Origin of the sequence: Modestobacter sp. VKM Ac-2982, assembly GCF_026967935.1 — a bacterium.
Lineage (GTDB): Bacteria > Actinomycetota > Actinomycetes > Mycobacteriales > Geodermatophilaceae > Modestobacter.
Window position 1 is genome coordinate 512,969 of sequence record NZ_JAPVBL010000002.1, and the last position, 20,399, is coordinate 533,367.

Genomic DNA, 20,399 nt, shown 5'->3' on the forward strand with positions numbered 1-20,399 from the left:
CCCGCCTCACCTACCACCCCGCCTCACCTACCACCATGACACCGGCGGGTGGCGCCCAGGTCAGCGCGGCTCAGCGGTCTGCTTCCTATGGTGTCCGGGGGCGGACTGGCTACATAGCCCAACGAATTTCCTCTGCAGCGCCATTTAGCCCGTATTCGGCAACGTTTCAGGTCAGTATGGATCTGTCTCACTTCCAGAGCCCGCGCGGTTTGCCCCCGCCCGATTGGCGTCGGGTGGTGTCGTAGCGAATTGGCCGCAAGCCGCTCGGCGTCCATCCGACGGACGAAGCCGGCTCGGAAGGTGAGGCGCGGCCTCAATTGCGCGAACGATTCGGTTCCTCCTCCGCATCGTTGTGACCTACCGTTGGCCAGCTCCACCACGGTTCACAGGTGCGGGGCGGAGCAGGGATCGGCGTCGTGACGGCGGGCCGTAGGGCGGGGGCAGCGGTGACCGGACAAAGATCAAAGACAACCGGGGCGAGAGAAGCCGGATCAGAGATCCCGAGCGGAGGTCCGGATCTGGCGGCTCAGGCACCCGCCGGCCTCCGCCTGTTACTCGGCGGGGTAGTCGTCGCGTCGCTGGTGATCGTTGCGGTCATGCTCGGCGGGTCGTTGTCCCAGATGACCCCGACCGCGGATGTCGAGAACGAGCAGGGGTCGAGGGCGGCAGACGGCGTCGGTGGCCACGAAGGCTCGACCCCGGGGCTCCCGTCGCCGGACGGGGGCATCGACGGCGTTGCACCCGTGCCAGGCGAAGTCTCCGCACTGGAGACGGCGAACGGCGACTTGGGGCTGGAGGTGCCGATCTCCTCTCCTGCGTGCGACGGCACCTGGATCGTCTTCCTGGGCGCGGCGATCGACGCCGCCACCTATGAGAGCGACATCAGCCGACTACTCGCCGGCCAACCGGACGCGAAGTACCTGCTGACCGAGGGTGGCTGCTCCTCGATGCGGCAGCGGCTGCCTGACGGAAGCCTCATCTACTCGGCGTACATCGGCCCGTATCCCGACCAAGCTGCCGCGTGCGCGGCGAGGGCTGCGGTCGGCGGCGGCGCCTACGTAAAGCGGATGGACAACGTGACGTCGGCCGAGCAGCTATGGGAGTGCTGAACCGCTCGGGAGCGGCTCGCGTGAGGTTCCAGTGAGCGAGGCTCCGAGGGGCCTGAGTCGGCGTGCGTTCATCCGGCGCTGCTCCGCGGCCGCTCTGGCGATTCCGCTGTCGTTCGCGCTGGCGGACGCGGCCGTGGCCGAGCCGCCTTCGCTCCCGGGTGTCGAGGTCCGCCCCCGGTCGGCGTGGGCGCAGGGCCTGCCAACCCCCGGGCCGCTCGAGCAGGAGCAACCAACCGACGTCCGCTTCCTGATCGTGCACCACTCCGCGTCGCCGAACGGCTATGCGCCGGGTGAGGTCCCGGCAGTGCTCCGCGGTTTCCACGCCTTTCACACAGGTCCGGACAAGGGCTGGTCGGACGTCGCGTACAACTTCTTCATCGACCGATACGGCGCCGTGTGGGAGGGCCGGGCCGGCAGCATTGCCGGGCCGATCAAGCCTGACGCGACGGGCGGCAGCCAGGGCTTCTCGCAGATCTGCTGCTTCATCGGTGATCACACGGTCGAGCCGCCCACACTCGAGGCCCGCCAGGCGATGACGTTACTGCTGGCCGGGCTCGCCGACCGGTACGTCCTTGATCCGTTGGCGACGACCACGTTCATTTCGCGCGGGTCCAATAGGTGGCCCGCCGGCACGTCGGTTAACACTCGCACGATCGCCGGCCACCGAGATATGTCCATGACTACTTGCCCGGGTGATGCGGCGTATCCGCTGGTCCGAGATGATTTTCCCGGCGACGTGGCCGCGATCCTGGCAACGCGCTCAGCCCAGAGCGCGAGCAGTCCACCGGAGCCGACGGCCGGGCCCCCGGTGCCGCCGACGGCCGACGGTGCACCGCCGAGTACCCCGTCATCGACCTCCGAGTCCCTGACCGCCGGCGGCGGCACCCCGGGGGAAGGGGAAGGTGTCCAGCCGATCGCCGTGGCGCTGGTCGCAGCCGGGGTTGTCGCGGCCGGTACGACGTTGGGCTTGGTGCAGCACGTCCGGCACCGGCAGGCGTCGGTCAAGAAGGTCGAGGGCACCGTCTCGGGCACCCGGCCGACTCCGGGTTCGGACGACGCCGGCAATGGGCCGGGTGGCCCCTGACGACCGGGGGCTGAGACTGCCGGCGCGGCCTCGGCCAAAAGGGGCCCGTCCATCGGGAGCACCAAGCCGTCGTCGACGCGACTACCGTCGCGCCGTCCAGCTGGTGTTCATCGGCTCGGTGGCTGCGCACGGCGTCGGCCGATCTACGACCAGCTCCCGTTCCGAGACGGCTTCACATCGATGAATGCCTAACGCTATTGACAGGCCCCTAGCCAGGCGATGGACTGTGCCGCCCCGGGAACGATTCCGGGATGAACGGGGGGAGGGTGCGGGATAACGCTGTGTTCGCGCGCACGCTCTCCGCAGCCGACGACTCAAGTGTGTGCACCTGCTCGCATCCGGGGGGGAGTCATCGAGTGCTGACGCAGTCTTGGCTTGCTCCGCCTCCCGTCGGCACAGCCAGCATCTCCACGGGCTAAACGACCGCGCCCCGAGAGGTCGCAGCCGCAGATGTACCGGACTCCTCTTTCACGCGGACGCATCGAGGCAGGTATGACTGAATACACCGTTCGCGCCGACGCCGCGCAGATCGAGCCGGACGAGGCGCTGGCAGCCGCCGCGCGCGCGTCAGTTCACGACAGCGGAGCCGTGGCCCCAGTCGGGCGCGAAGCGGCACCGAGCGAGACCCTGGACGGCTCCACCTCACCAGCAGGTGAGCCCCGACAGGCTTTCGCACTGAGCCTCGAGGCTCAGACGGCGGAACTGCGTGATCTGCGCCTTCAGGTGCAGCGATTCCACGACCGCTCGCGGGCGCAGGAGGACGTCATCGAGCGCATGCAGACGCGGATCGAGAATCTGCAGGCGGACCAAGTGCGTGCGCTGCTAGGGCCGGTGGCGACCGAGTTGGCGACCCTGCACGGGGAGCTGTCCGAGATCGCCTCGCGCGACCCCGACACCCTGACCGTGGAGCGGGTCACCAAGGAGATTGCCTTGCTGGTCCAGCGCGTCGAGTCCGGCCTGGAACTGCTCGGCATGGAGCCGGTCGGCGCGGCACCCGGCGTCACGTTCGACCGACGGTGGCACAGCGCCACGGGGCGCGTGCCGACCGACGACCCCGACCGGGACCAGACGATTGCATCGGTGGTGAGACAGGGGTTCGGCGCCGAGGGCGCCGCCCGGGCCACCGTCATGGCACGCGTCGCCGTCTACCAGTACGACCCGCAACTCGCCGCGCCGCAGGACAGCCGGCCGGACCCCGCTGCCGACGGCCCCGCTCCGCCCGTCGAGTCCCCGTTCGCCGAGTCCCTGCCCGTCGAGCAGGCGGCCGTTGTTGCCCCGCCAGAGACCGTCGACGTGGCCGCGCCATCCCGGCCGGCGCCCAGTCCCCCCGACGTCCCTCGTCCGCCCACACCGCCCGGTTACGACGAAAGCTGAGCAGAGCATGAGCAATCCCGTCTTCGGCATCGACCTCGGCACCACCTACTCGGCGATCGCCTACATCAACGACTACGGCCGGCCCGAGGTCATCCGGAACAGCGAGGGTGCCGAGACGACCCCGTCGGTCGTCTTCTTCGAGAGCGAGTCGAACTACGTGGTCGGCAAGGAGGCGAAGAACGGTGCTCTCGTCTATCGCGACCAGACCGTCTCGCTGATCAAGCGACAAATGGGCACGGCGACGAAGCTCGAGTTCTTCGGGCAGCCGTTCTTCCCCGAGACCGTCTCCGCGCTCATCCTCAAGGACCTGGTCGCCGGGGCACGCGACATCACGGGGATCGACACCAACGACGTGGTCATCACGGTGCCGGCCTACTTCGGTCTCGCCGAGAAGGAGGCCACCCGCCAGGCCGGGGAGATCGCCGGGCTGAACGTCGTCGGCATCATCACCGAGCCGGTCGCCGCCGCGCTCTCGGCGGGCCTGCGGCACGAGGAGAGCAAGTCGCTGCTCGTGTACGACCTCGGTGGCGGGACGTTCGACTGCACGATCATGCGGGTCTCGCCCGAGGGCGTGGAGGTGCTGGTGACCGACGGCAACCGGCTGCTCGGCGGCGCCGACTGGGACTCTGTGCTCTTCGACGTGGTGGCCGAGAAGTTCAAGGTCCAGGCCGGCCTGGACGAGGACCCGGTGGACGACGAGGACTTCGCGCAGCGCCTGATCACCGAGGTGGAGGCCTGCAAGATGACGCTGAGCCGCAAGGAGAAGGCCAGCATCAAGTGCAGCTTCGGCAGCGCGATCGAGATGGTCGAGGTCACCCGCGCCGAGTTCGAGGCGGCGACCCGACACCTGGTGGATCAGACGCTGGAGATCGTCGCCCGCGCGATGGAGGCGGCGCAGGAGAAGAGCCCCGGCCTTGGCTACGACGAGGTGCTGCTCGTCGGCGGATCCGCGCGCATGCCGATGATCGAGGCCTCGTTGCGGGAGCGGTTCGGCTGGTCGCTGACCAAGACGGAGTTCGACCTCGCGGTAGCCAAGGGCGCGGCCATCTACGGCCAGGGCGCGGCCGACTGGGTCGACTCGATCCCGGCGCGCGGTTCCGCCACGTCGCCGGAGGCGGCGGTCGCCCAGGACGACGCCCAGGGGCGGCCGCTGATGATCGGCGGGCGGAAGATGACCATCGCCAACGTGCTGTCCCGCAGCATCGGCGTGCAGTTCGTCCGTGACGGCGCGAACGGCCAGGTGGAGGAGTACATCGGCTTCCTGGCGCATGCCCAGGACTCGCTGCCGCTGGACATCCGCGAGACGCCGGTGACCTACAGCGACGACACCACAGAGCTGATGATCCGCATCTTCGAGCAGAGCGGGGAGAAGGAATCCGACGTCGTCGCGGACAACCGGGAGATCACGCCGGACTCCGGGGCCACCTTCACCGGCCTGCCACGGCTGCCGAAGGGGTCACCCGTCGAGGTGAACCTGGCGATCGATGCCGAGGGCCTGGCGACCCTCTCGGCGGTCGAACCGCGCAGCGGCCAGCAATTGACGGTCACCGCAACCCTGTCGGTCATGCAGAAGGAGCAACTCGAGGCGGCCACGAAGATCGTCGCGGGCATGCAGCGAGCCGAGTGACATGGCCTTCTCCCCTGAGGATGCCGCGGAGTACCGCAAGCGTGTCTTGACGCCCTTCAAGAACCAGCGTCTCCCCGAGCTCCAGGCCGGCCTCCGGGAGCTGAAGAACGACCCGAAGGTCAAGGTCCCATCAGCGCTGGACATCGTCGACCTCTACGACGTCTTCACGGTCGGTTCGGACGCGGCGGCGGCCGCACAGGTCGCCGGTGTGTCCGACGTCTTCAACAAGAGCCATACGAACAAGAGCTTCAACAAGATTGGCCCCACGCTGACCGACCTGCACCAGTTGCTGGCCGAGCGCAACCCCGATCTGAGCACCGCCGCCTTCTGGCAGGCGCGGCTCGGTGAACGATCTTCCCGCGGCCGTCAGCGGCTGACCGAGTTTGTGGAGGTGGTCAGAGCCGAGGCGGGGGTGCTCGGGCTCGTCACGAAGCCCAAGCTCGAAGAGCTGGCCCGAGGGGTCGGGATCGGCGGGTCCGTACCGCTGGAGGAGATCGAGGCGGCCGTGCAGGCGGCCGGCATCGACGTCGTCGCGCCAGTGACGCCGCCGCCGACGGCGGTGCCGGCGGCAGTGCTCAAGGAGCTCGGCACCACCTCGTGCGCCAGCATCGTCGATGCGATCTTCCTGCAGGCGCCGCCGGCCGGCTTCCGGGTGCTCGACGGGTTCGCCGGCGCGGGCGGCGAGCGGCTCTCCCTGGCCATGGTGGTGGCCAGCCGGGAGATCACCGAGAAGCGTTCGTCCAACGACAACGAGAACGGCGCGATCAAGAAAGCACTGGGCGTCCTCGGCGCACTGTCGGACGACCGCACCCTCGAGCAAGTCGTTCAGGCGTGGTTCATCGAGGTTGGCCGGCAGGCCGCGCAGATCGAGCCGGCGCTGGCCCTCGCACTGAAGCGCCTGACCGACACCCGCCTCGACAGGCGCGACGCGGCGCGGATCCTCACGCTCTTCGCCGGCGGTCAGAGCAAGGCGGGGTTCCCCGAAGTCCAGCAGCGGGTGGCCGCCGGAGAGCTCAAGGACGCCCGGCGACTGTTCGAAGCGCTGTGCGACGCGGCCGGCGGCTCGGTCACCGACGTGCGTACCGAGGCGCAGAAGACGCTGGAAGGGGCCGAGCGGCGGGTCGCCGAGTTGCGCACCCGCGCGCAGACGGCGGTCGAGACCGGCGATCTCGCGACCGCGGCGCAGGCACTCAACGAGGCCCTCACCATCTGCACGGACGACGATTCCCTCGCGGAGATGCAGGCCGCGCTGCCCCCGGCCGCCCCCCTGAACCTCGTCGTGACGACCGCTGAGGACGGCCGGACCGTGCAGGTCACGTGGGAGCCAGGCTTCGGCAGCACGGCTGACGTGCACTACGTCGTCGTGTGCCGGGCCGGAACCGCACCCAAGAACGCGCACGACGGCACCGTCGTCGCCAAGGACGTCGCTGCCACCCGGTTCGACCACCGCAGCCCTGAGCTGGCCACGCAGCTGTACTACGGCGTTGCCGCGACACGAGGAGCCGGGTTCTCGCCGGTTGTGTCCCGGACGATCACGGTGCTGCCGCCGGTGCGCGATGTCCGGGTCGACGCCGACCCGGACAGCGTCGCCCTCAGCTGGAATCCGCCGGCCGGGGCACGCGCCGTGCGCGTCGTGCAGGTCGGCCCCGACGGACGGCAGACCGAGCTGAAGCCCAACTCCCACGGCTCGGTGTCATCGGTGGGGCTGACGACCGGGGCCACCTACACATACCTGCTCACGGCGCTGTACGCGACGGCCGCCGGTGAGCTGGCCGCCCAGCCGTGCCGGGTCACCGGCACGCCGCGGGGTCAGGTGAAACCGGTGCCGTTCGTCAACGTCCGCCTGCGGTCGGCGAGCTCGGGGGACACGGAGCTCGAGGTCACCTGGGCGCCGGTGACGGGGTTCGACGTCGAGATTTGGCACACCGCCGGCAAGCCACGCTGGTCCTACGGCTCCCGCGTCCCGATGGACGAGATCGCCGCGGAGGCGGTGCGGTTGACCGGCGCCTCCGCCGGAGGCGGCCGACGCGAGGGCGTGCGAGGCGTGGTCGCGCCGGGACTGCGCCACTACGTCGCCGTAACGCGTGACGGCGACAGCGGGGTGATCGGTCAGAGCAACGAAGTCGGGGTCTGCCCCCGGCTCAGCGACGTGACGGCGGAGCGCTTCCACGACGTGGTGCTCCTCAGCTGGCCCTGGCCCGGTGAGGCGTTCGACGTCCAGGCCTCCTGGGAGGGCCCGCGGCCCGGCGAGCGGCGCATCAGCCGCCCGCAGTACGCCGCCGAGGGTGGCCTGCGGATCGCCACGGGGACCGGTCGCACCCGCGTCCGGTTGCAGACGGTGCCCGCTTCGGGTGAGGAGATCTGGTCGTCCCCCGAGACGGTCGTGGAGGTCGACGGTGCGGCGCCCGGCGTGCGCTACACGACCTCCTGGCACAAGCGGCTCCTGCGTCCGCCGGGCGCGGTCACCTTGACGTTCGCGTGCGAGGAACGGCCGTCGGCCGTGCCCGTCGTGGTGGTCGGGCAGGCCGGGCAGATCATGCCGTACGCGAAGGACAGCGGCGTCGTGCTGGCCGAGGAGACGCTGGACCTCTCCACCGGGACGGCGTCGCTGACCGTCGAGCTCCGGGGACTCGGCCCCGCCTTCTGGGTGCGGGCGTTCTCGCAGCGCCCCTCCGAGCACCGACTCATCGACCCCCCGACCCGAGACCTGCGAGGAGCCTGATGCTCAACGGCAAGCGGCTGGCCCCCTGCCCCTACTGCTACGAGGGGGTGGACACCGCGATGCCGGCCTTCCGTTGCACCGGGCGCCCCGCCCCCGGTCGCAACCCGTGCGAGAAGCAGCAGGACGACGTCCGCGTGAAAGTCCTCGACGACGCGACGCCGGTGTTCCCGGCGTTCCGGCCGGACCGCGGACGGCGGATCGGCCCGGAGGTGGAGGCAGAGTGCCCGCACTGCTTCGGGCGGACCGGCATCCGGCTCTGCCCGAACTGCCACTCGATCCTGCCGGCCAACTTCACCGCCAGCAGCCCGATGTTCGGACTCGTCGGCGTTCGTGGCAGCGGCAAGACCGTGCTGCTCTCGGTGCTCTCCAAGGAGCTGACCAGCAGCGTCGCCCGTCGCTTCGGGGCCTCGATCGACACCGTGGGCAGCTCGGCGCTGCTCGCCCGCCTCGACGGATACCGGAAGGACCTGGCGCCCGGGGGCAGCGGGATCCTTCCTCCGCAGACCGCGGCGTTCCGCAAGGCGGAGACGGTGCCGGCGGTGTTCGAGTGGCAGATGACGAAGCAGCGCTGGGGGCTCGGGGCCGGGACGGCCTCGACGATCCTGTCGTTCTACGACACCTCCGGTGAGGATCTGAGCACCCTCGACAAGGCCCGGGAGCAGCACTACCTGGCGGCGACCGACGGGCTGATCCTGCTGCTCGACCCGTTCGGCCTGCCCGCCAACCGTGATTCCGCGCTGGCCCGCGGCGTGGATCCCAAGAACCTGACCGACACGCCAATGCAAGTGCTCACGGCGGTCACCGGGATGCTCCGCGAGGCGGACCGGCTCGGACCCAGCAAGAAGATTAAGCGCCCGTTGGCCATCGTCCTCGCCAAGATCGACGCCTTCTTCTCCGAGGTGGGGCCCGACGACCCGATCCGCAAGCAGCCGGCCGGCCGTCCGGTGTTCGACGAGCAGGAATCCCTGGACCTGCATCACCACGTCGAGGCGCTGGTCGACCGGTGGGGCGGTGACGATCTGCTGCGCCACCTGCAGCACAACTACAAGAACTACCGGTTCTTCGTCGCCTCGGCGCTGGGCGCCGAGCCGCAGTACGCGTCCGGCCGGGTCGACAGCAAGGGCCTGCGCCCGCACCGGGTGGCCGAGCCGCTGCTGTGGCTCATGGCCGACCGCGGCTTCCTGTCCAAGGAGAAGTGACCCGGCATGTTCGAGGTGCTGACCTACACCGACTGCGCGGCCGAGGAGTCGGTCAACGGCCGGAGCGGTTTCCAGTTCCAGGCGGAGTCCGAGGGGGCCACCCCGACCGATGAGGACCGGATCAGCAGTGGCCTGCTCCACGTCGTCCCGCCCGGCCTGGACCCGGAGCGACCCGAGGTCCACCCGCCCACCTGTGCGTACACCGCCGTGGACGGGCGCTACTACCTGTCTCGCGGCCGTTCGACCGGCCGGACGCTCAGCGGGCGGCCGGGCAACCAGGTCACCCAGGCGATCGTGACCGGGACGGCGACCGACATCCTGCCGCTGCGCCCGGCGCAGCTGTACTCGTCGTCGGCGTGGTCCCTCGAGCCCGCGGTCAGCAGGGAGATTCCCGGCTGGGAGGCGCCGCTCGAGATCAACCCCGCTTTCGAGACGGCCGGCCTGCACGAGATGGTGACGTCGGACCCGTGGGCGCGAGACCTGCTCCCGGGGTTCCTGACCATGGTCGAGCAGGCCACCGCCGAACGCCGGGTCAGGCTCATCGTCGTACACCCCGAGCAGGACGTCGTCATGCGCTGGATCGCGCTGGCCTCGCTGTTCGAGGACGGCGGGCAGGCGCTGAGGCTTACGTTCCGGGTCTACTCGCCGAACCCGGTGAGCGAGTCCGCGCACATTGTGGGGGCGCATCCGTCGATATCCCCCGATCTAACTGCGGCCGGAGGGGCCGGGTACAACCTCGTCGACCTCGACCGCCACATGATCACCTCGGTGGAGGTGTCGCCGTCCGCGGCGCTGCACGCCGCCTGGTTCCTCGAGCACGACCCGTACGAGGCGCTCGACGCCGTCGAGACGAGCCGGCGCTGGGCCGCCGTCCTGCCGGCCGGCTCGGCGGCGCAGGCCGCGGCGGTGGCCTGTCTGGACGGTGCCGAAGTCGCCGCCGACCGGACGGCGTTCGACGCGGTTCTCGGCGCATTGGCGGCTCTGGCGGACGCCGGGCAGGGCGACGAGCTCGAGGCGTACGGGGACGCGCTGCTCGACGCGGTCGTCGCCCGGCCCCCCCGACCCGACGACGACATCGAACTGCTGACGGCGGCGGTGTGGCGTCTGCACGGCGCCGGCGAGGACGCCCTGGCGGCCGGTCTGACGCTCGCCGGCCTCGAGTGGGCCGTGCGGCTTCCCGAAGCCGCGGGCGGATGGGCCGCCTCGCATACCGTTCCGCGAACCGCCTCTGAGGACCGGCGGCTCAGCTGGCCGGACGCCGAGGCAGCGGCGCACGCCGCGGACCTCGTCGGGCGGGCGCTCGCCGCCGCAACCGACAAACAGCTCCCGGCGTGGTTCTCCCTCGCCCGCTCGCTGGGAACCGGGCTGGCTGCGGACCGGATCGCTCCGGAGATCCAGCGGCTGGCACGCCAGTGGGGGCGTCGGCCGGAGCTGACGGCGTCGGCCTTCTCGTGGCTGCACATCGACCGCGTCACGGCCGGTCTCCAAGAGGAACTGTGCGCCCGGTTCGGGGCCGGGGATCCGGCGGCGATCGCTGCGCTGCAGGCGGGGGAGTGGGACTGGATGGTCGGCCGCGACTTCGTCGTGGAGCCTCGCGAGCGGCCGCTCTCGACGTGGCTCGCCAGCCGCACTCTCTCGACCGCGTCCCCGGAGCAGCGGCTGGCCACCCTCCGGCAGGTGGCCCCGCTGCTGCCCGACTGGGCCTCCGCCGTCTTCCTGGAAGCGAGGGGGGACCGGGTGGAGGTCGACGAGGTGGTGACTTGGTTGCACAGCCACCGCATTGTGTCGCCCGGCCTCGCCGCCGTCATCGAGGGGATCGTGCGGGTCCACTTCCGTGCCGGCCACCCCCGACTGCTGCAGCGGCTGGCGCATGCACTGCGGGGCGAGGGCATCACCGGGCTCCCGCCGTCGCTGCTGAACTTCCTCGCCGATCACGAGCGAATGGTGGCTGGGCTGCGGGAGGCGGAGCAGAAGGCAGCGGCCCCACGCAACGTCGCGCTCCGGGAAGTCGCGACGTTCCCTGGGGCGTGGCTCCGGTTGTACGCCGACGACCTGGCCGAAGTTCTGCTGTCGGTCTCGGACGAGGCCGCGATGCTCACGGTGTCGGAGGCAGCGGCGGGGACTCTGGACCAGGCCGTCGAACAGGCTGTCCTCCGGCTCGCCCGTCGTCCCGACGTCCGCGCGCTCGTCGGCACGCTGCGGCTGCTCTCGGTCGACCCGGGGCGTCTCGGCCGCGCGGGTCGCCGAGGGCTGACCGCGATCTGGGAGAACCCCCAGGAGGCGCCGGTGCGAGACCGGCTGCTCGAGCTGCTGCCCCCGAGGTGGGAGCCACTCATGCAGGACTTCGAGGCGTCGCTCGGCAAGGGGCGGCGATCCCGGATGGTGGTGCGCGGCGCCCGCCGCATTCTCGACACGAGGGGGCGGGACTGATGCACTGGGTCTTCATTATCGCCGCCGCCATAGGGCTCGCTCTATTGGTGGCCTGGATTATCGTTGCGCTGGTCGCCCGAGCCGTCTCCTTACTCGTCCTCTACTGGATGGTGAGCTTCACCCTCGCAGTGGTGGCCGGGCTGCTTTACGGCGTGACCGTTCCACTGAGGGTGCTCCGCGGTAAGGGGCGGGCGCCCTTCCGGCAGCTGTCTCCGCAAGATGTGGTCGACGGCACGGCGTTCCGGGCGAGAGCGCGAGGCGAGGCGAGGCACTACGGGTGGGACCGCGCATGGCCCACCTACTTCCCCTACCAGGCCCGCCAAGACGCGGACGGCGTGCGTGCCGAGTGCCGCGACCTCACAAACTTTGCCTGGCGGTGGGTGGCCGAACGATGCGAGATCGGCAAGGGCGCGTCGACCGGGAGCAGCCGTGGCACCGTCAGCGGGAAGGTCACCGCGGCCGCTCAGGGGAGCGCGCAGGTGGTCCCCGGTGTCGTGATGGGGGCACTCTTGCTCTCTCCGTTCGCGGGTTTCTACCTCGGCATCTGGACGTCGGTGCTCGCCTGGCTGCTCCTGATGTCTGTGGTCGGCGCGGTGGTGGTCGCGGCCCAGCGGGTGGGGCTGTTCCTCTACCGCTGGTCGGACGTGCTGCTCCGCCGGCGAGGGCGTGCGGAGCTGGCCTGCCCGGAGTGCTACACGCTCAGCACCCTGCCGAGCTACCGGTGCAGCAACTCCGACTGCTCGGAGGTCCACCGTGACCTGCTGCCCGGGCCGCTCGGGCTGCACAGCCGGCGCTGCGCCTGCGGGACGAAGCTGCCGAACACGGTCCGCGGGGCGGCTACCCGGCTCACGCCGGTGTGCCCCGTCTGCAACCGGGAACTGCCGGAGGGCAGCGGAAACCGCCAGACGATCCAGGTTCCCGTGATCGGCTCCGTTGGCGCCGGGAAGACCCGGCTCCTGGCCGCGGCCGCCGTGCAGCTCGAGCAGCGGCTGACGGAGGTCTCGGGATCGGTCCAGGGCCTGACGTCCGAGGCCACGACCTACCTCGAGGTCGCCCGGAACGTCGTCAGGCAGCATGCGAACACGACGAAGACGGCAGCGCTCCGGCCCGCCGGCATCCCCCTGCTGCTCACGGCGCGTGGGAAGTCAGTGGAGATTCAGTTGATGGACGCTGCGGGCGAGAACTTCCAGGACTGGAGCGAGACGGCCGGTCTGCGGTACCTGGACCAGGCGCGCGCGCTGATCTTCGTGCTGGATCCGCTGCCGTTCCCCGCGATCAGCCGCGAACTGGCGTTGCAGGGGCTGGCCCACAGCGTCCTCACCGCCTCCGGTGAGCAGGAGGAGTCCTACGCCTCAGCGATCGATCGGATGAGGTCGGAGAACGTGCGGCTGGAGGACCGGCAGCTCGCCTTCGTGGTGACGAAGGCCGACGTCCTCCTCCGCCTGCCGGCCGGCCGGCGGCTCGCCGGACACGACAGCGACTCCGTGCGCAACTGGCTGATGGACAACGACTTCGATCTGCTCGTGCACCGGTGCGAGAAGGACTTCCAGAAGGTCACCTTCTTCCTGACCGACTCGATGAACTCCACCGACTTGCGCGCCCGGACCAGCCCGATCCGGGTTCTGGAGTGGGTGCTCATTGCGTGCCGGAGCGCGGTGGGGGCCGCTATCGCAGCCGCCCCGGAACCCGTGGGAGCGGGACCGGTGGGAGACGGCGCCCCGACGGAGGTAGCGTCGTGAAGAACGGTGTGCCCCCCGCGTACCAGGCGTATCGCGGGCTCTGGAGCGTCTTGCACGTCGCCCTGCTGCTGTGGGTGACCTTCCTCCTCGGCAGCTGGTGGTTCACCGACACGAACGGCGGTGACCTCGTGGCCGGGTGGTGGGACTGGGCCAGCGGCGTGCAGCAGGCTCTCTTCCACTGGATCCCCTTCCCGTGGGACTCGTTGTGACGGCGTGTCCTCGGGACGGCAAGAAGCTCCGTAACGGTGTCTGCTTGGTCTGCGGGTACACCGCGCCGAACGCCACGATGTCGGCCAAACGACCGCCTGCCGGCACCGCGGGCAGCGGCAGCAGTGGCTGGCGGGGGCGCGCCGCTACCACCGTCTCGACGCCGAAGCCGGTCGGGGGCAGCGCGTGGGTGCCCCCCGTGTCGGCCCCGCCGCCGTCCTCGTCCTCTCCTTCCTCCGCCGGGTCCCCACCGCCGGGTCCGCCGCCGCACACTCCGCCCCCTCTGCAGGCGACGCAGGCGTCGCCGGCGCCACGGCCGACCAGTGGCCGTGTCGTGGTGTCCGGAACCGTCGTCGATGTCAGCCCGGAGCGCTACGACACTGTCCGGCTCGGCATGAACAACGCGCTCGCCGGTACCACGGTCGGTCTGCTCACGATGATCCCCAAGGCGATCGGGATGGCCGTCGCCATCGTCCTGAGCCTCTTCGCGCCCCGGCTCGGGGGTGCCGCCATGGGTATGCGGGGGCGCGGCGGGCGTCGTTACCAGGACGACCGCCCCGACGAGCTCCGCGTGCCGGGGACACCGTTCGTCCTCGACGGCGACGATGGGACGAGCTTCGACTGCTACCTGCGCGGTGAGATGCGCGGCGGCGCCATCCGCTTGGGCGACCGGGTCGAGGTGCGCGGCCGGATCGACCCCCGCAGCCGGGTGCTCCAGGTGGGCGAGCTGGTCAACGCTCGCACCGGGGCGACCACCCGGGGCTACGTCGACCCGTCGGCGCGGATGCCCGGCGTGCGCCTGGCGGTGCAGGCCGTCGTCCTGCTGGTCCTCGTCCTTGCGCTGCTCACGATGTGCGGAATGGTCTGAGGGAGAGGCGGGGATGACGCGTCTGGAAGGCCCCACGTCCGAGGCGAGCTCGGCGGGCGAGCCGCAGGATTGGCGTCCCGGGCAGGAGATCCGGCTGGGGAACACCGAGGGGCGGGAGCTGCGGGAGGCGCCGGGCGACGGCCAGGGCTACAAAGACGTCCCCTGCCGCGAGTTCCGTCAGCAGTACGAGGGCGAGTACGTCGAGCCCATGAGCCGGACCCGGCCGATCGAGCCGTTCGCCGATCCCCGCGAGACGGTCGACGCCGTCAACCCGGAGTTCGACCCGACTAGTAGCGGCGGCTACGAGAATAACTGCGCCGACTGCGCGCGCTGTTTCGAGCGCACCTGGCGCGGCGATCAGGAGGAGGCGGCAGGCCGGGCCGAGACGCCGGACGCCGACGGCAACATGGCGGTGCGTGGCGAAGCTCCCGAGCGCATCGAGGCGTGGGCGGGAGAGAAGTTCACCCGTACCGACGACGTGGCGGAGATCCGCCGTCGGCTGGAGGACGGCGGTCACGGCACCAGCGCCATCGTCGGGTCGCAGTGGGAGAACGACGGCGGGGCGCGCGGTGGCCACGCCTACAACGTGGTGAACCACCACGGGGGGATCCAGGTGGTGGACGCCCAGCACCACGAGGTGCTGCCGTTCGACGACGCCACCATCCATCCGTTCTTCGACAGGGCCCACGGCCACCAGATCATGATGTGGAACGACGAGGGGAAGCGGATCTTCTGATGGCGATCTCCATGGAGCAGGCGCGGACGGTCCTGGCGGCGGCCAAGAGCGAAGCGGCTGACGCCGAGCACTTCACCGGCGAGCGCCTGGACGGCGGGTGGGTCTTCACCTGGTCCGCCGACGGCGACGTGCCGCTGGGCACCACCACCTGGGTGGTGGCCGACAACGGCGCGGTCCGGCCGTTGGGCTTCCGGGACACCCCGCAATCCGCCCTGGCTGCCCTCGGCGCTGGCTGACCGCGGGCCCGGTGGACGTTCTCTCCGTCCTCGGCGTACCGACCGCCGCGGCCGCTGCCCGCTATGCGCCTGCCGAAGTGCTCGCGTGCCTCGGCGCCGGTCCCCACCGGGCCGGACGCTGCGCGCCCCCGGTACTCCCGCCCGGGGTGCGGTGGCTGCACGTGTCCGCTCTCCCCACAAGTCGGCCGGATGCGGCACAGCCGTTCGAGTCGCTCCTGACCACACTCGGCGGCGGCAGCGGCGCCAGCGTGCACGTTCTCGTCGTCCACGACGACTACGCGGGCCTGCGCCTGTACCTGGGCTCGGCCGACGCCGACACCCTGGCGCTGGCGCGCACCTCGCTCGCGCCGGCCTGCGACGTCGTCCCGTCCCCCGGTGCGGCCATGCCGACCGGAGGCGTGGCGGTGGGTGTCGCATACCGCCTGCTACCCGACCTCCGGCGGGACGGCGATGTCAGCCGGGGCCCCGTGCTTCTGGAGAAACTGGCGCTGCAGCCGGGCACCTGGGCGGTCCTGCTGACCCTGGAGGCGGCCGGACACGTCGACGTGGGCGTCGCCGAGTCGCAGTCGGTCGAGTTGGCGCACCTGGCGGCCGAGAACCTCACCTCCACCCGGCAGCGCACGGCGACGCAGTCGGTCGCCACGGTGTCGGCGCACTGGTCGCGGGTGCAGGAATGGCTGGGTGTCCTGCAGGGCTATCTCGCCCAGGGAAGCGCCTTCGGCATGTGGCTGGTCACCTGCTGGGCGATGGCCGAGGACGACCGGTGCGCCGCGCGGGTGCTCGCGTGTCTGCACGGCGCGGTGGCCGAGGACCAGGGCCGCCGGTTCCGGGCGCTCGACCTCGACCTGGACGAAACCGGTGCAGCGCTGCCGCCGCTGTCGGTGCTGACCTCCACCGACGTGGCCGGCCTGCTGGCCACGCCCGCGGCCGCGGCGCCCGGCCTGGCGGTGCGGAAGTCGCCGCCGGCTCACCGCCGGCCGAACCGGTCCGGCGACGCACTGACCCTGGGCACGTACTGGTCCACCGAACTCGAGGCAGCGATCAGCCTCACCGACTTGGAAGGGCACGCGTTCGTCACCGGCACGACCGGATCGGGCAAGACGACGACGCTGCACCGGCTGCTCGCCGAGGTCTGGAACCGCCACGGGGTGCCGTTCCTCGTCATCGACCCGGTCAAGGACGAGTACTCCTCCGCCGCGTCGCTGTTCCGAGGGGGCCTGACGGTCGTCACCGGCTCCGAGTTGCGGATGAACCTTATGCAGCCGTGGCCGGGGGAGGACCCGATCGCGCACGTCACCCGGGTGTCGCAGGCCTTCCGCGGGGCGTTCACGATGCCTCCGCCGACCCCGTACGTGGTCACCCAGCTCTTCGACGCCGTCGCCATGCAGCCGGGTGGTCCGGAGGGCACGGAGCTCTACGACGTCCGAGACCGGCTCGAAGGGCTGGTGTCGGGGCTTGGCTACGCGCCCGAGGCGCACAGCAACATTCTGGCCTCGCTGACCACCCGGCTGGCCGTGCTGCTGGGGCCGGTGCGCGCGCACCGCTTCGCCTGGCCGGACTCCGCCATGATCGACCGGCTGCTGGACCGGCCGAGCGTTGTCACCCTCGCCGATCTGGTCGACGACGAGGAGCGCGCCTTCGTGGTCCTGCTGCTCGCCATGGCCACGCAGGCGCGGGCCCGCGCACGGCACCGTCCGAAGCCGGTGGAGCACGTCCTGGTCCTCGAGGAGGCCCACCGGGTGATCCCGGAGGTGCCGGCGGCGCAGGAGGACGGGGCCTCCGGGAGCGCCCGGCGCATCTCGGCCGAGCTGCTCTCCTCGCTGCTCGCGGAGGTGCGCAGCTTCGGCGAGCAGGTGATCGTCGTCGACCAGAGCCCGGCCAAAGTCGCCAGCGACGTGCTGCGCAACACCAACGTCAAGATCGCCCACCGGGTGGTGCACCCGGAGGACCAGGCCTCCCTGGCCGGGGCCCTGGGTCTGCCTACGGAGGACGCCGACCTGCTCGGCGGACTCGCCCGCGGCCAGGCCATCGTGTCCACCCGGCGCGAGCCCAGCCCACAGACCGTGCACATCGCCCTCGCCGGGCCGTTCGCTCCGCCCGGTACGGCACGGACCGGGCCCTCCGCGCGGACGCCGTGGCCCTGCTGCGAGGACCACCCGGTCGAGCACTTCCGGGCGTGGCAGTCCGCGTCGCTGGGGGACGCCGCGATGGCGCTGTTCGTCGTCGCCACTCGCGTCGGGGACGGTGACGGGCGGGCGGTACGGAAGCAGGCCTACGAGGCACTCACCCAGGCGGGATCGACGGCGAACCTGCGCACTTCCTGCCTCGCCTGGTCTGCGCTGCGCCGGTCGCTGACCCGTGAACGGGGCGTGGCGGTGTTCCTGTCCGCCGCCGCGGTGGATGCGGCCCTCGCCGCGATGTACGAGCTGTGGCTGGCCGGAGTGCCGGTCACCGCCCAGACGGCCCTGGACTACGCCGTGCCCGCCCCGGTGCGCCGTACCTGCCCCGACTGCGGCGCGCGCTGCGGCGTCCGGCTGCCCGCCTGGACGATGCTCCGGGACGCGCCCCGGACGGGGCCGGCCAGCCTGGCGGGCCCGGCGTGGCGGCAGGACCTGCCCGACGTCGCCGACTACCTCAAGGACGACGTGGCCCGCCTGACCGGCCTGCTTGGGGAGGACGGCGCCCGCACCGTTGTCCGCTGCCAGGTGCACCAGGCCGTGGCGCGCAGCCGGCTGCCGCGCGACGTGACCACCAAGCTGCTGACCCGGGCCGGGATCAGCTGACGTGCCGGAGCGACGACTGGAGCAGCATCGGTGATCCCCATCGGCATCGACCTCGGCACCACATACTCGGTGATCGGGCACGTCCGCGACGACGGCGCGATCGACGTAATCCGCAACGACGAGGGGGAGCTGCTGACGCCGTCGGCGGTCTTCTTCGATGACGACGGCTCGGTCGTCGTCGGACGGGAGGCGAAGAACGGGGCGCCCATCTACCCCGACCGCACCGCGCTCGCCATCAAGCGGCAGATGGGGCGGGACCACCACCTGGTCTTCGGGGAGCACTCCTACCGTCCCGAGGGGGTCTCCGCGATCATCCTGCGCGCCCTGGTCGCGGCGGCGAGCGAGCACCTCGGCGTTCCCCCGGAGCAGATCGCCGCCGTCATCAGCGTGCCCGCCTACTTCGGTGTCGCCGAACGCGAGGCGACGGCCGCCGCGGCGCAGATCGCCGGTCTACAGTGCCTGGACCTCGTCGCCGAGCCGGTGGCGGCCGCCCTGGCCTACGGGATCAGCTCGGGGGAGACCGGCACCGTGCTGGTCTACGACCTCGGCGGCGGCACCTTCGACGCGACGATCGTGCAGGTGACCGACACCGGGCCGACCGTGGTCGCCGTCGACGGCTCGGAAGCGCTGGGCGGGCTGAACTTCGACGACCGGCTCACCGACCTGCTGCTCGAGCGCTACGTGCTGGCTTCGTCCGACGAGGAGGCAGCGGACGATGAGGATTTCGTCGCCCGGCTCGCTGGCGAAGCAGAGCACGTCAAAAAGGCGCTCACCCAGAAGAGCACCGCATCGGCCAAGGCCAGCCGGAACGGCAGCCGGTCCATGATCACCGTGACCCGCGAAGAGTTCGACAAGGCGTGCAGCGACCTGCTCGACGAGACCCTGACCGTCGCTGAGCGCGCGATCGCCGCGGCGGTCCGGGCCGGCGCACCGCGTCCGTCACGGGTGGTTCTCGTGGGCGGGTCGACCCGCATGCCGATGATCGCCGAGGGGCTGGCCCGGCGGTTCGGTCTACCCGTGCAGGTGAGCGATCCCGACCTGGCCGTCGGGAAGGGAGCCGCCGTGCACGCGCGGTCCCTGAGCGGCCGGCCGCTGCAGCTGGCCTCCGGTGCCGTCGTGCCGGAGAGCGCGCGACGGCTGCAGGCCAGCCGGCCGATCAGCTCCGTGGTCCCGCGTGCGCTCGGCATCAAGATCCTTGACAGCAACGACCCGAGCGGTGAGCGGATCATCGTCGAGCACCTGATCCCGGCCAATGCCCCGCTGCCGGTGCCCGGCGTGCAGGCGACCTTCGCCACGATCATGCCCGACCAGGACCGCGTCCGGGTCGAGCTCATGGAGCAGGCCGGCGCCGTCGCCTCGCCCGAGGCGGCCTACAACCGGCGGGTGCTCGACGGCGAGATCGTCGACATCCCGGCTGGGCTACCGGCCGGCTCGCAGATCGACATCACGCTGTCAGTCGGCTTGGACGGTCGGCTGCGTTGTGCGGCGACGGAGCCGAGGAGCGGTCGGACCCTGCTCCTTGAGTCCTACGTCGAGGGGGTGTCCGACAGCTCGGACGTCGAGACCCAGCGCGCCGTTGTGTCCGGTCTGCGGCTGGCCCGGTGAGGCGGCCGTGACCACGTGGATTAGGCGTTCTTTCGACGCACCGGGGCTCACGCAGTACCCCACCGGCCGGCATCTGGAGGCGGTCCAGAGCCAATTCAGTGGTTCTGTCGTCCTGTGCCTGGACGTCAGCGGCTCGATGAGCGGTTCTCCGCTGAGCCAGGCGGTGCAGGGCTGTCGCCGCTTCGTCGACGAGGCGCTGCAGGCCCTCTACGAGGTGGCCGTGCTCTTTTGGGACCACGGTGTCGTCGGGTACACGCTGCTGACCCGGGACCAGGGCAGGCTGCACGCTTTCCTCGACCGTGCGTCCATACACGGCGGCACCAACGTCGTACCGGCCCTGCACGAGGCCCATGCCCTGCTGACGGGCCAGAAGGGTGATCGAGTGGTCGCAATCTTCGGTGACGGCGATCTGGGGGATGCGGCCGGAGCGCGCCGCAAGTCCGATGCGATGCGGGCGGACAACATCCGCATCATCACCTGCGGGCTAGGGCTGGCGAGTGCGGAAAGCCTGGATGTCATCTCCACCGAGACCACCGCTGCCGGGCCGCGGGTGGCGGACGTGAACGACATCGCCGACTCCATCGCCGGCATGGCCGGCGGCCTGCGTCGGACGGGACGCCGCTGACGTGGCCGGCTGGCTGCGGAGGACGTACGACGCTCCTGGGCTCACGCAGTATCCG

General features: G+C 71.1%; 15 protein-coding genes. All 15 read left to right on the plus strand.

Annotation, left to right across the window (positions count from 1 at the left end):
* Window positions 1-416 precede the first annotated feature (416 nt).
* The 15 genes from O2W20_RS09355 to O2W20_RS09425 all read left to right on the plus strand — a co-directional run bounded on the left by O2W20_RS09355 (window position 417) and on the right by O2W20_RS09425 (window position 20,344).
* Window positions 417-1,109, plus strand: coding sequence for a hypothetical protein (locus O2W20_RS09355; RefSeq protein WP_269172902.1), 693 nt, complete (start codon window positions 417-419; stop codon window positions 1,107-1,109).
* Window positions 1,110-1,140: 31 nt separating this feature from the next.
* The gene (locus O2W20_RS09360; protein WP_269172901.1) at window positions 1,141-2,193 is read left to right on the plus strand and encodes an N-acetylmuramoyl-L-alanine amidase; all 1,053 of its coding nucleotides are present in this window, start codon (window positions 1,141-1,143) and stop codon (window positions 2,191-2,193) included.
* Between the two features lie 492 nt (window positions 2,194-2,685).
* The gene (grpE, locus tag O2W20_RS09365) at window positions 2,686-3,567 is read left to right on the plus strand and encodes a nucleotide exchange factor GrpE (protein WP_269172900.1); all 882 of its coding nucleotides are present in this window, start codon (window positions 2,686-2,688) and stop codon (window positions 3,565-3,567) included.
* A 7-nt stretch (window positions 3,568-3,574) separates the two neighbouring features.
* Complete coding sequence (locus O2W20_RS09370) at window positions 3,575-5,194, plus strand: Hsp70 family protein (protein ID WP_269172899.1); 1,620 nt, start codon at window positions 3,575-3,577, stop codon at window positions 5,192-5,194.
* A 1-nt stretch (window position 5,195) separates the two neighbouring features.
* Window positions 5,196-7,916, plus strand: a complete 2,721-nt coding sequence (locus O2W20_RS09375; RefSeq protein ID WP_269172898.1) for a hypothetical protein — start codon at window positions 5,196-5,198, stop codon at window positions 7,914-7,916.
* On the plus strand, window positions 7,916-9,115 hold the full coding sequence (locus O2W20_RS09380; RefSeq protein WP_269172897.1) for a hypothetical protein: 1,200 nt from the start codon (window positions 7,916-7,918) through the stop codon (window positions 9,113-9,115). The genes O2W20_RS09375 and O2W20_RS09380 overlap by 1 nt, the downstream gene beginning before the upstream one ends.
* A gap of 6 nt (window positions 9,116-9,121) precedes the next feature.
* A complete protein-coding gene (locus O2W20_RS09385; RefSeq protein ID WP_269172896.1) occupies window positions 9,122-11,545 on the plus strand; it encodes a GAP1-N2 domain-containing protein in 2,424 nt (807 codons plus the stop codon).
* Complete coding sequence (locus tag O2W20_RS09390) at window positions 11,545-13,284, plus strand: TRAFAC clade GTPase domain-containing protein (RefSeq protein WP_269172895.1); 1,740 nt, start codon at window positions 11,545-11,547, stop codon at window positions 13,282-13,284. Before O2W20_RS09385 ends, O2W20_RS09390 begins: the two co-directional genes overlap by 1 nt.
* A 50-nt stretch (window positions 13,285-13,334) precedes the next feature.
* The gene (locus O2W20_RS09395; protein ID WP_269172894.1) at window positions 13,335-13,493 is read left to right on the plus strand and encodes a hypothetical protein; all 159 of its coding nucleotides are present in this window, start codon (window positions 13,335-13,337) and stop codon (window positions 13,491-13,493) included.
* Window positions 13,494-13,828: 335 nt separating this feature from the next.
* A complete protein-coding gene (locus tag O2W20_RS09400; protein WP_269172893.1) occupies window positions 13,829-14,359 on the plus strand; it encodes a hypothetical protein in 531 nt (176 codons plus the stop codon).
* A gap of 13 nt (window positions 14,360-14,372) precedes the next feature.
* Window positions 14,373-15,095 (plus strand): toxin glutamine deamidase domain-containing protein, encoded by a 723-nt coding sequence (locus tag O2W20_RS09405; protein ID WP_269172892.1) that lies wholly within the window; start codon window positions 14,373-14,375, stop codon window positions 15,093-15,095.
* Window positions 15,095-15,331: a hypothetical protein gene (locus O2W20_RS09410; RefSeq protein ID WP_269172891.1), complete on the plus strand. Its 237-nt coding sequence runs from the start codon at window positions 15,095-15,097 to the stop codon at window positions 15,329-15,331. The genes O2W20_RS09405 and O2W20_RS09410 overlap by 1 nt, the downstream gene beginning before the upstream one ends.
* A 161-nt stretch (window positions 15,332-15,492) precedes the next feature.
* Window positions 15,493-18,114 carry an ATP-binding protein gene (locus tag O2W20_RS09415; protein WP_269172890.1) on the plus strand — a complete coding sequence of 874 codons (2,622 nt, stop codon included), beginning with the start codon at window positions 15,493-15,495 and terminating at the stop codon, window positions 18,112-18,114.
* Window positions 18,115-18,144: 30 nt separating this feature from the next.
* The gene (locus O2W20_RS09420; protein WP_269172889.1) at window positions 18,145-19,719 is read left to right on the plus strand and encodes an Hsp70 family protein; all 1,575 of its coding nucleotides are present in this window, start codon (window positions 18,145-18,147) and stop codon (window positions 19,717-19,719) included.
* A gap of 7 nt (window positions 19,720-19,726) precedes the next feature.
* Window positions 19,727-20,344, plus strand: coding sequence for a vWA domain-containing protein (locus O2W20_RS09425; protein ID WP_269172888.1), 618 nt, complete (start codon window positions 19,727-19,729; stop codon window positions 20,342-20,344).
* The last annotated feature ends 55 nt before the right edge of the window (window positions 20,345-20,399 follow it).

Coding starts and splice junctions, on each gene's coding strand:
- O2W20_RS09375 (WP_269172898.1), top strand. CDS start 5,196: ATGGCCTTCTCCCCTGAGGATGCCGCGGAGTACCGCAAGCGTGTCTTG.
- O2W20_RS09380 (WP_269172897.1), top strand. CDS start 7,916: ATGCTCAACGGCAAGCGGCTGGCCCCCTGCCCCTACTGCTACGAGGGG.
- O2W20_RS09405 (WP_269172892.1), top strand. CDS start 14,373: ATGACGCGTCTGGAAGGCCCCACGTCCGAGGCGAGCTCGGCGGGCGAG.
- O2W20_RS09410 (WP_269172891.1), top strand. CDS start 15,095: ATGGCGATCTCCATGGAGCAGGCGCGGACGGTCCTGGCGGCGGCCAAG.
- O2W20_RS09385 (WP_269172896.1), top strand. CDS start 9,122: ATGTTCGAGGTGCTGACCTACACCGACTGCGCGGCCGAGGAGTCGGTC.
- O2W20_RS09370 (WP_269172899.1), top strand. CDS start 3,575: ATGAGCAATCCCGTCTTCGGCATCGACCTCGGCACCACCTACTCGGCG.
- O2W20_RS09390 (WP_269172895.1), top strand. CDS start 11,545: ATGCACTGGGTCTTCATTATCGCCGCCGCCATAGGGCTCGCTCTATTG.
- grpE (WP_269172900.1), top strand. CDS start 2,686: ATGACTGAATACACCGTTCGCGCCGACGCCGCGCAGATCGAGCCGGAC.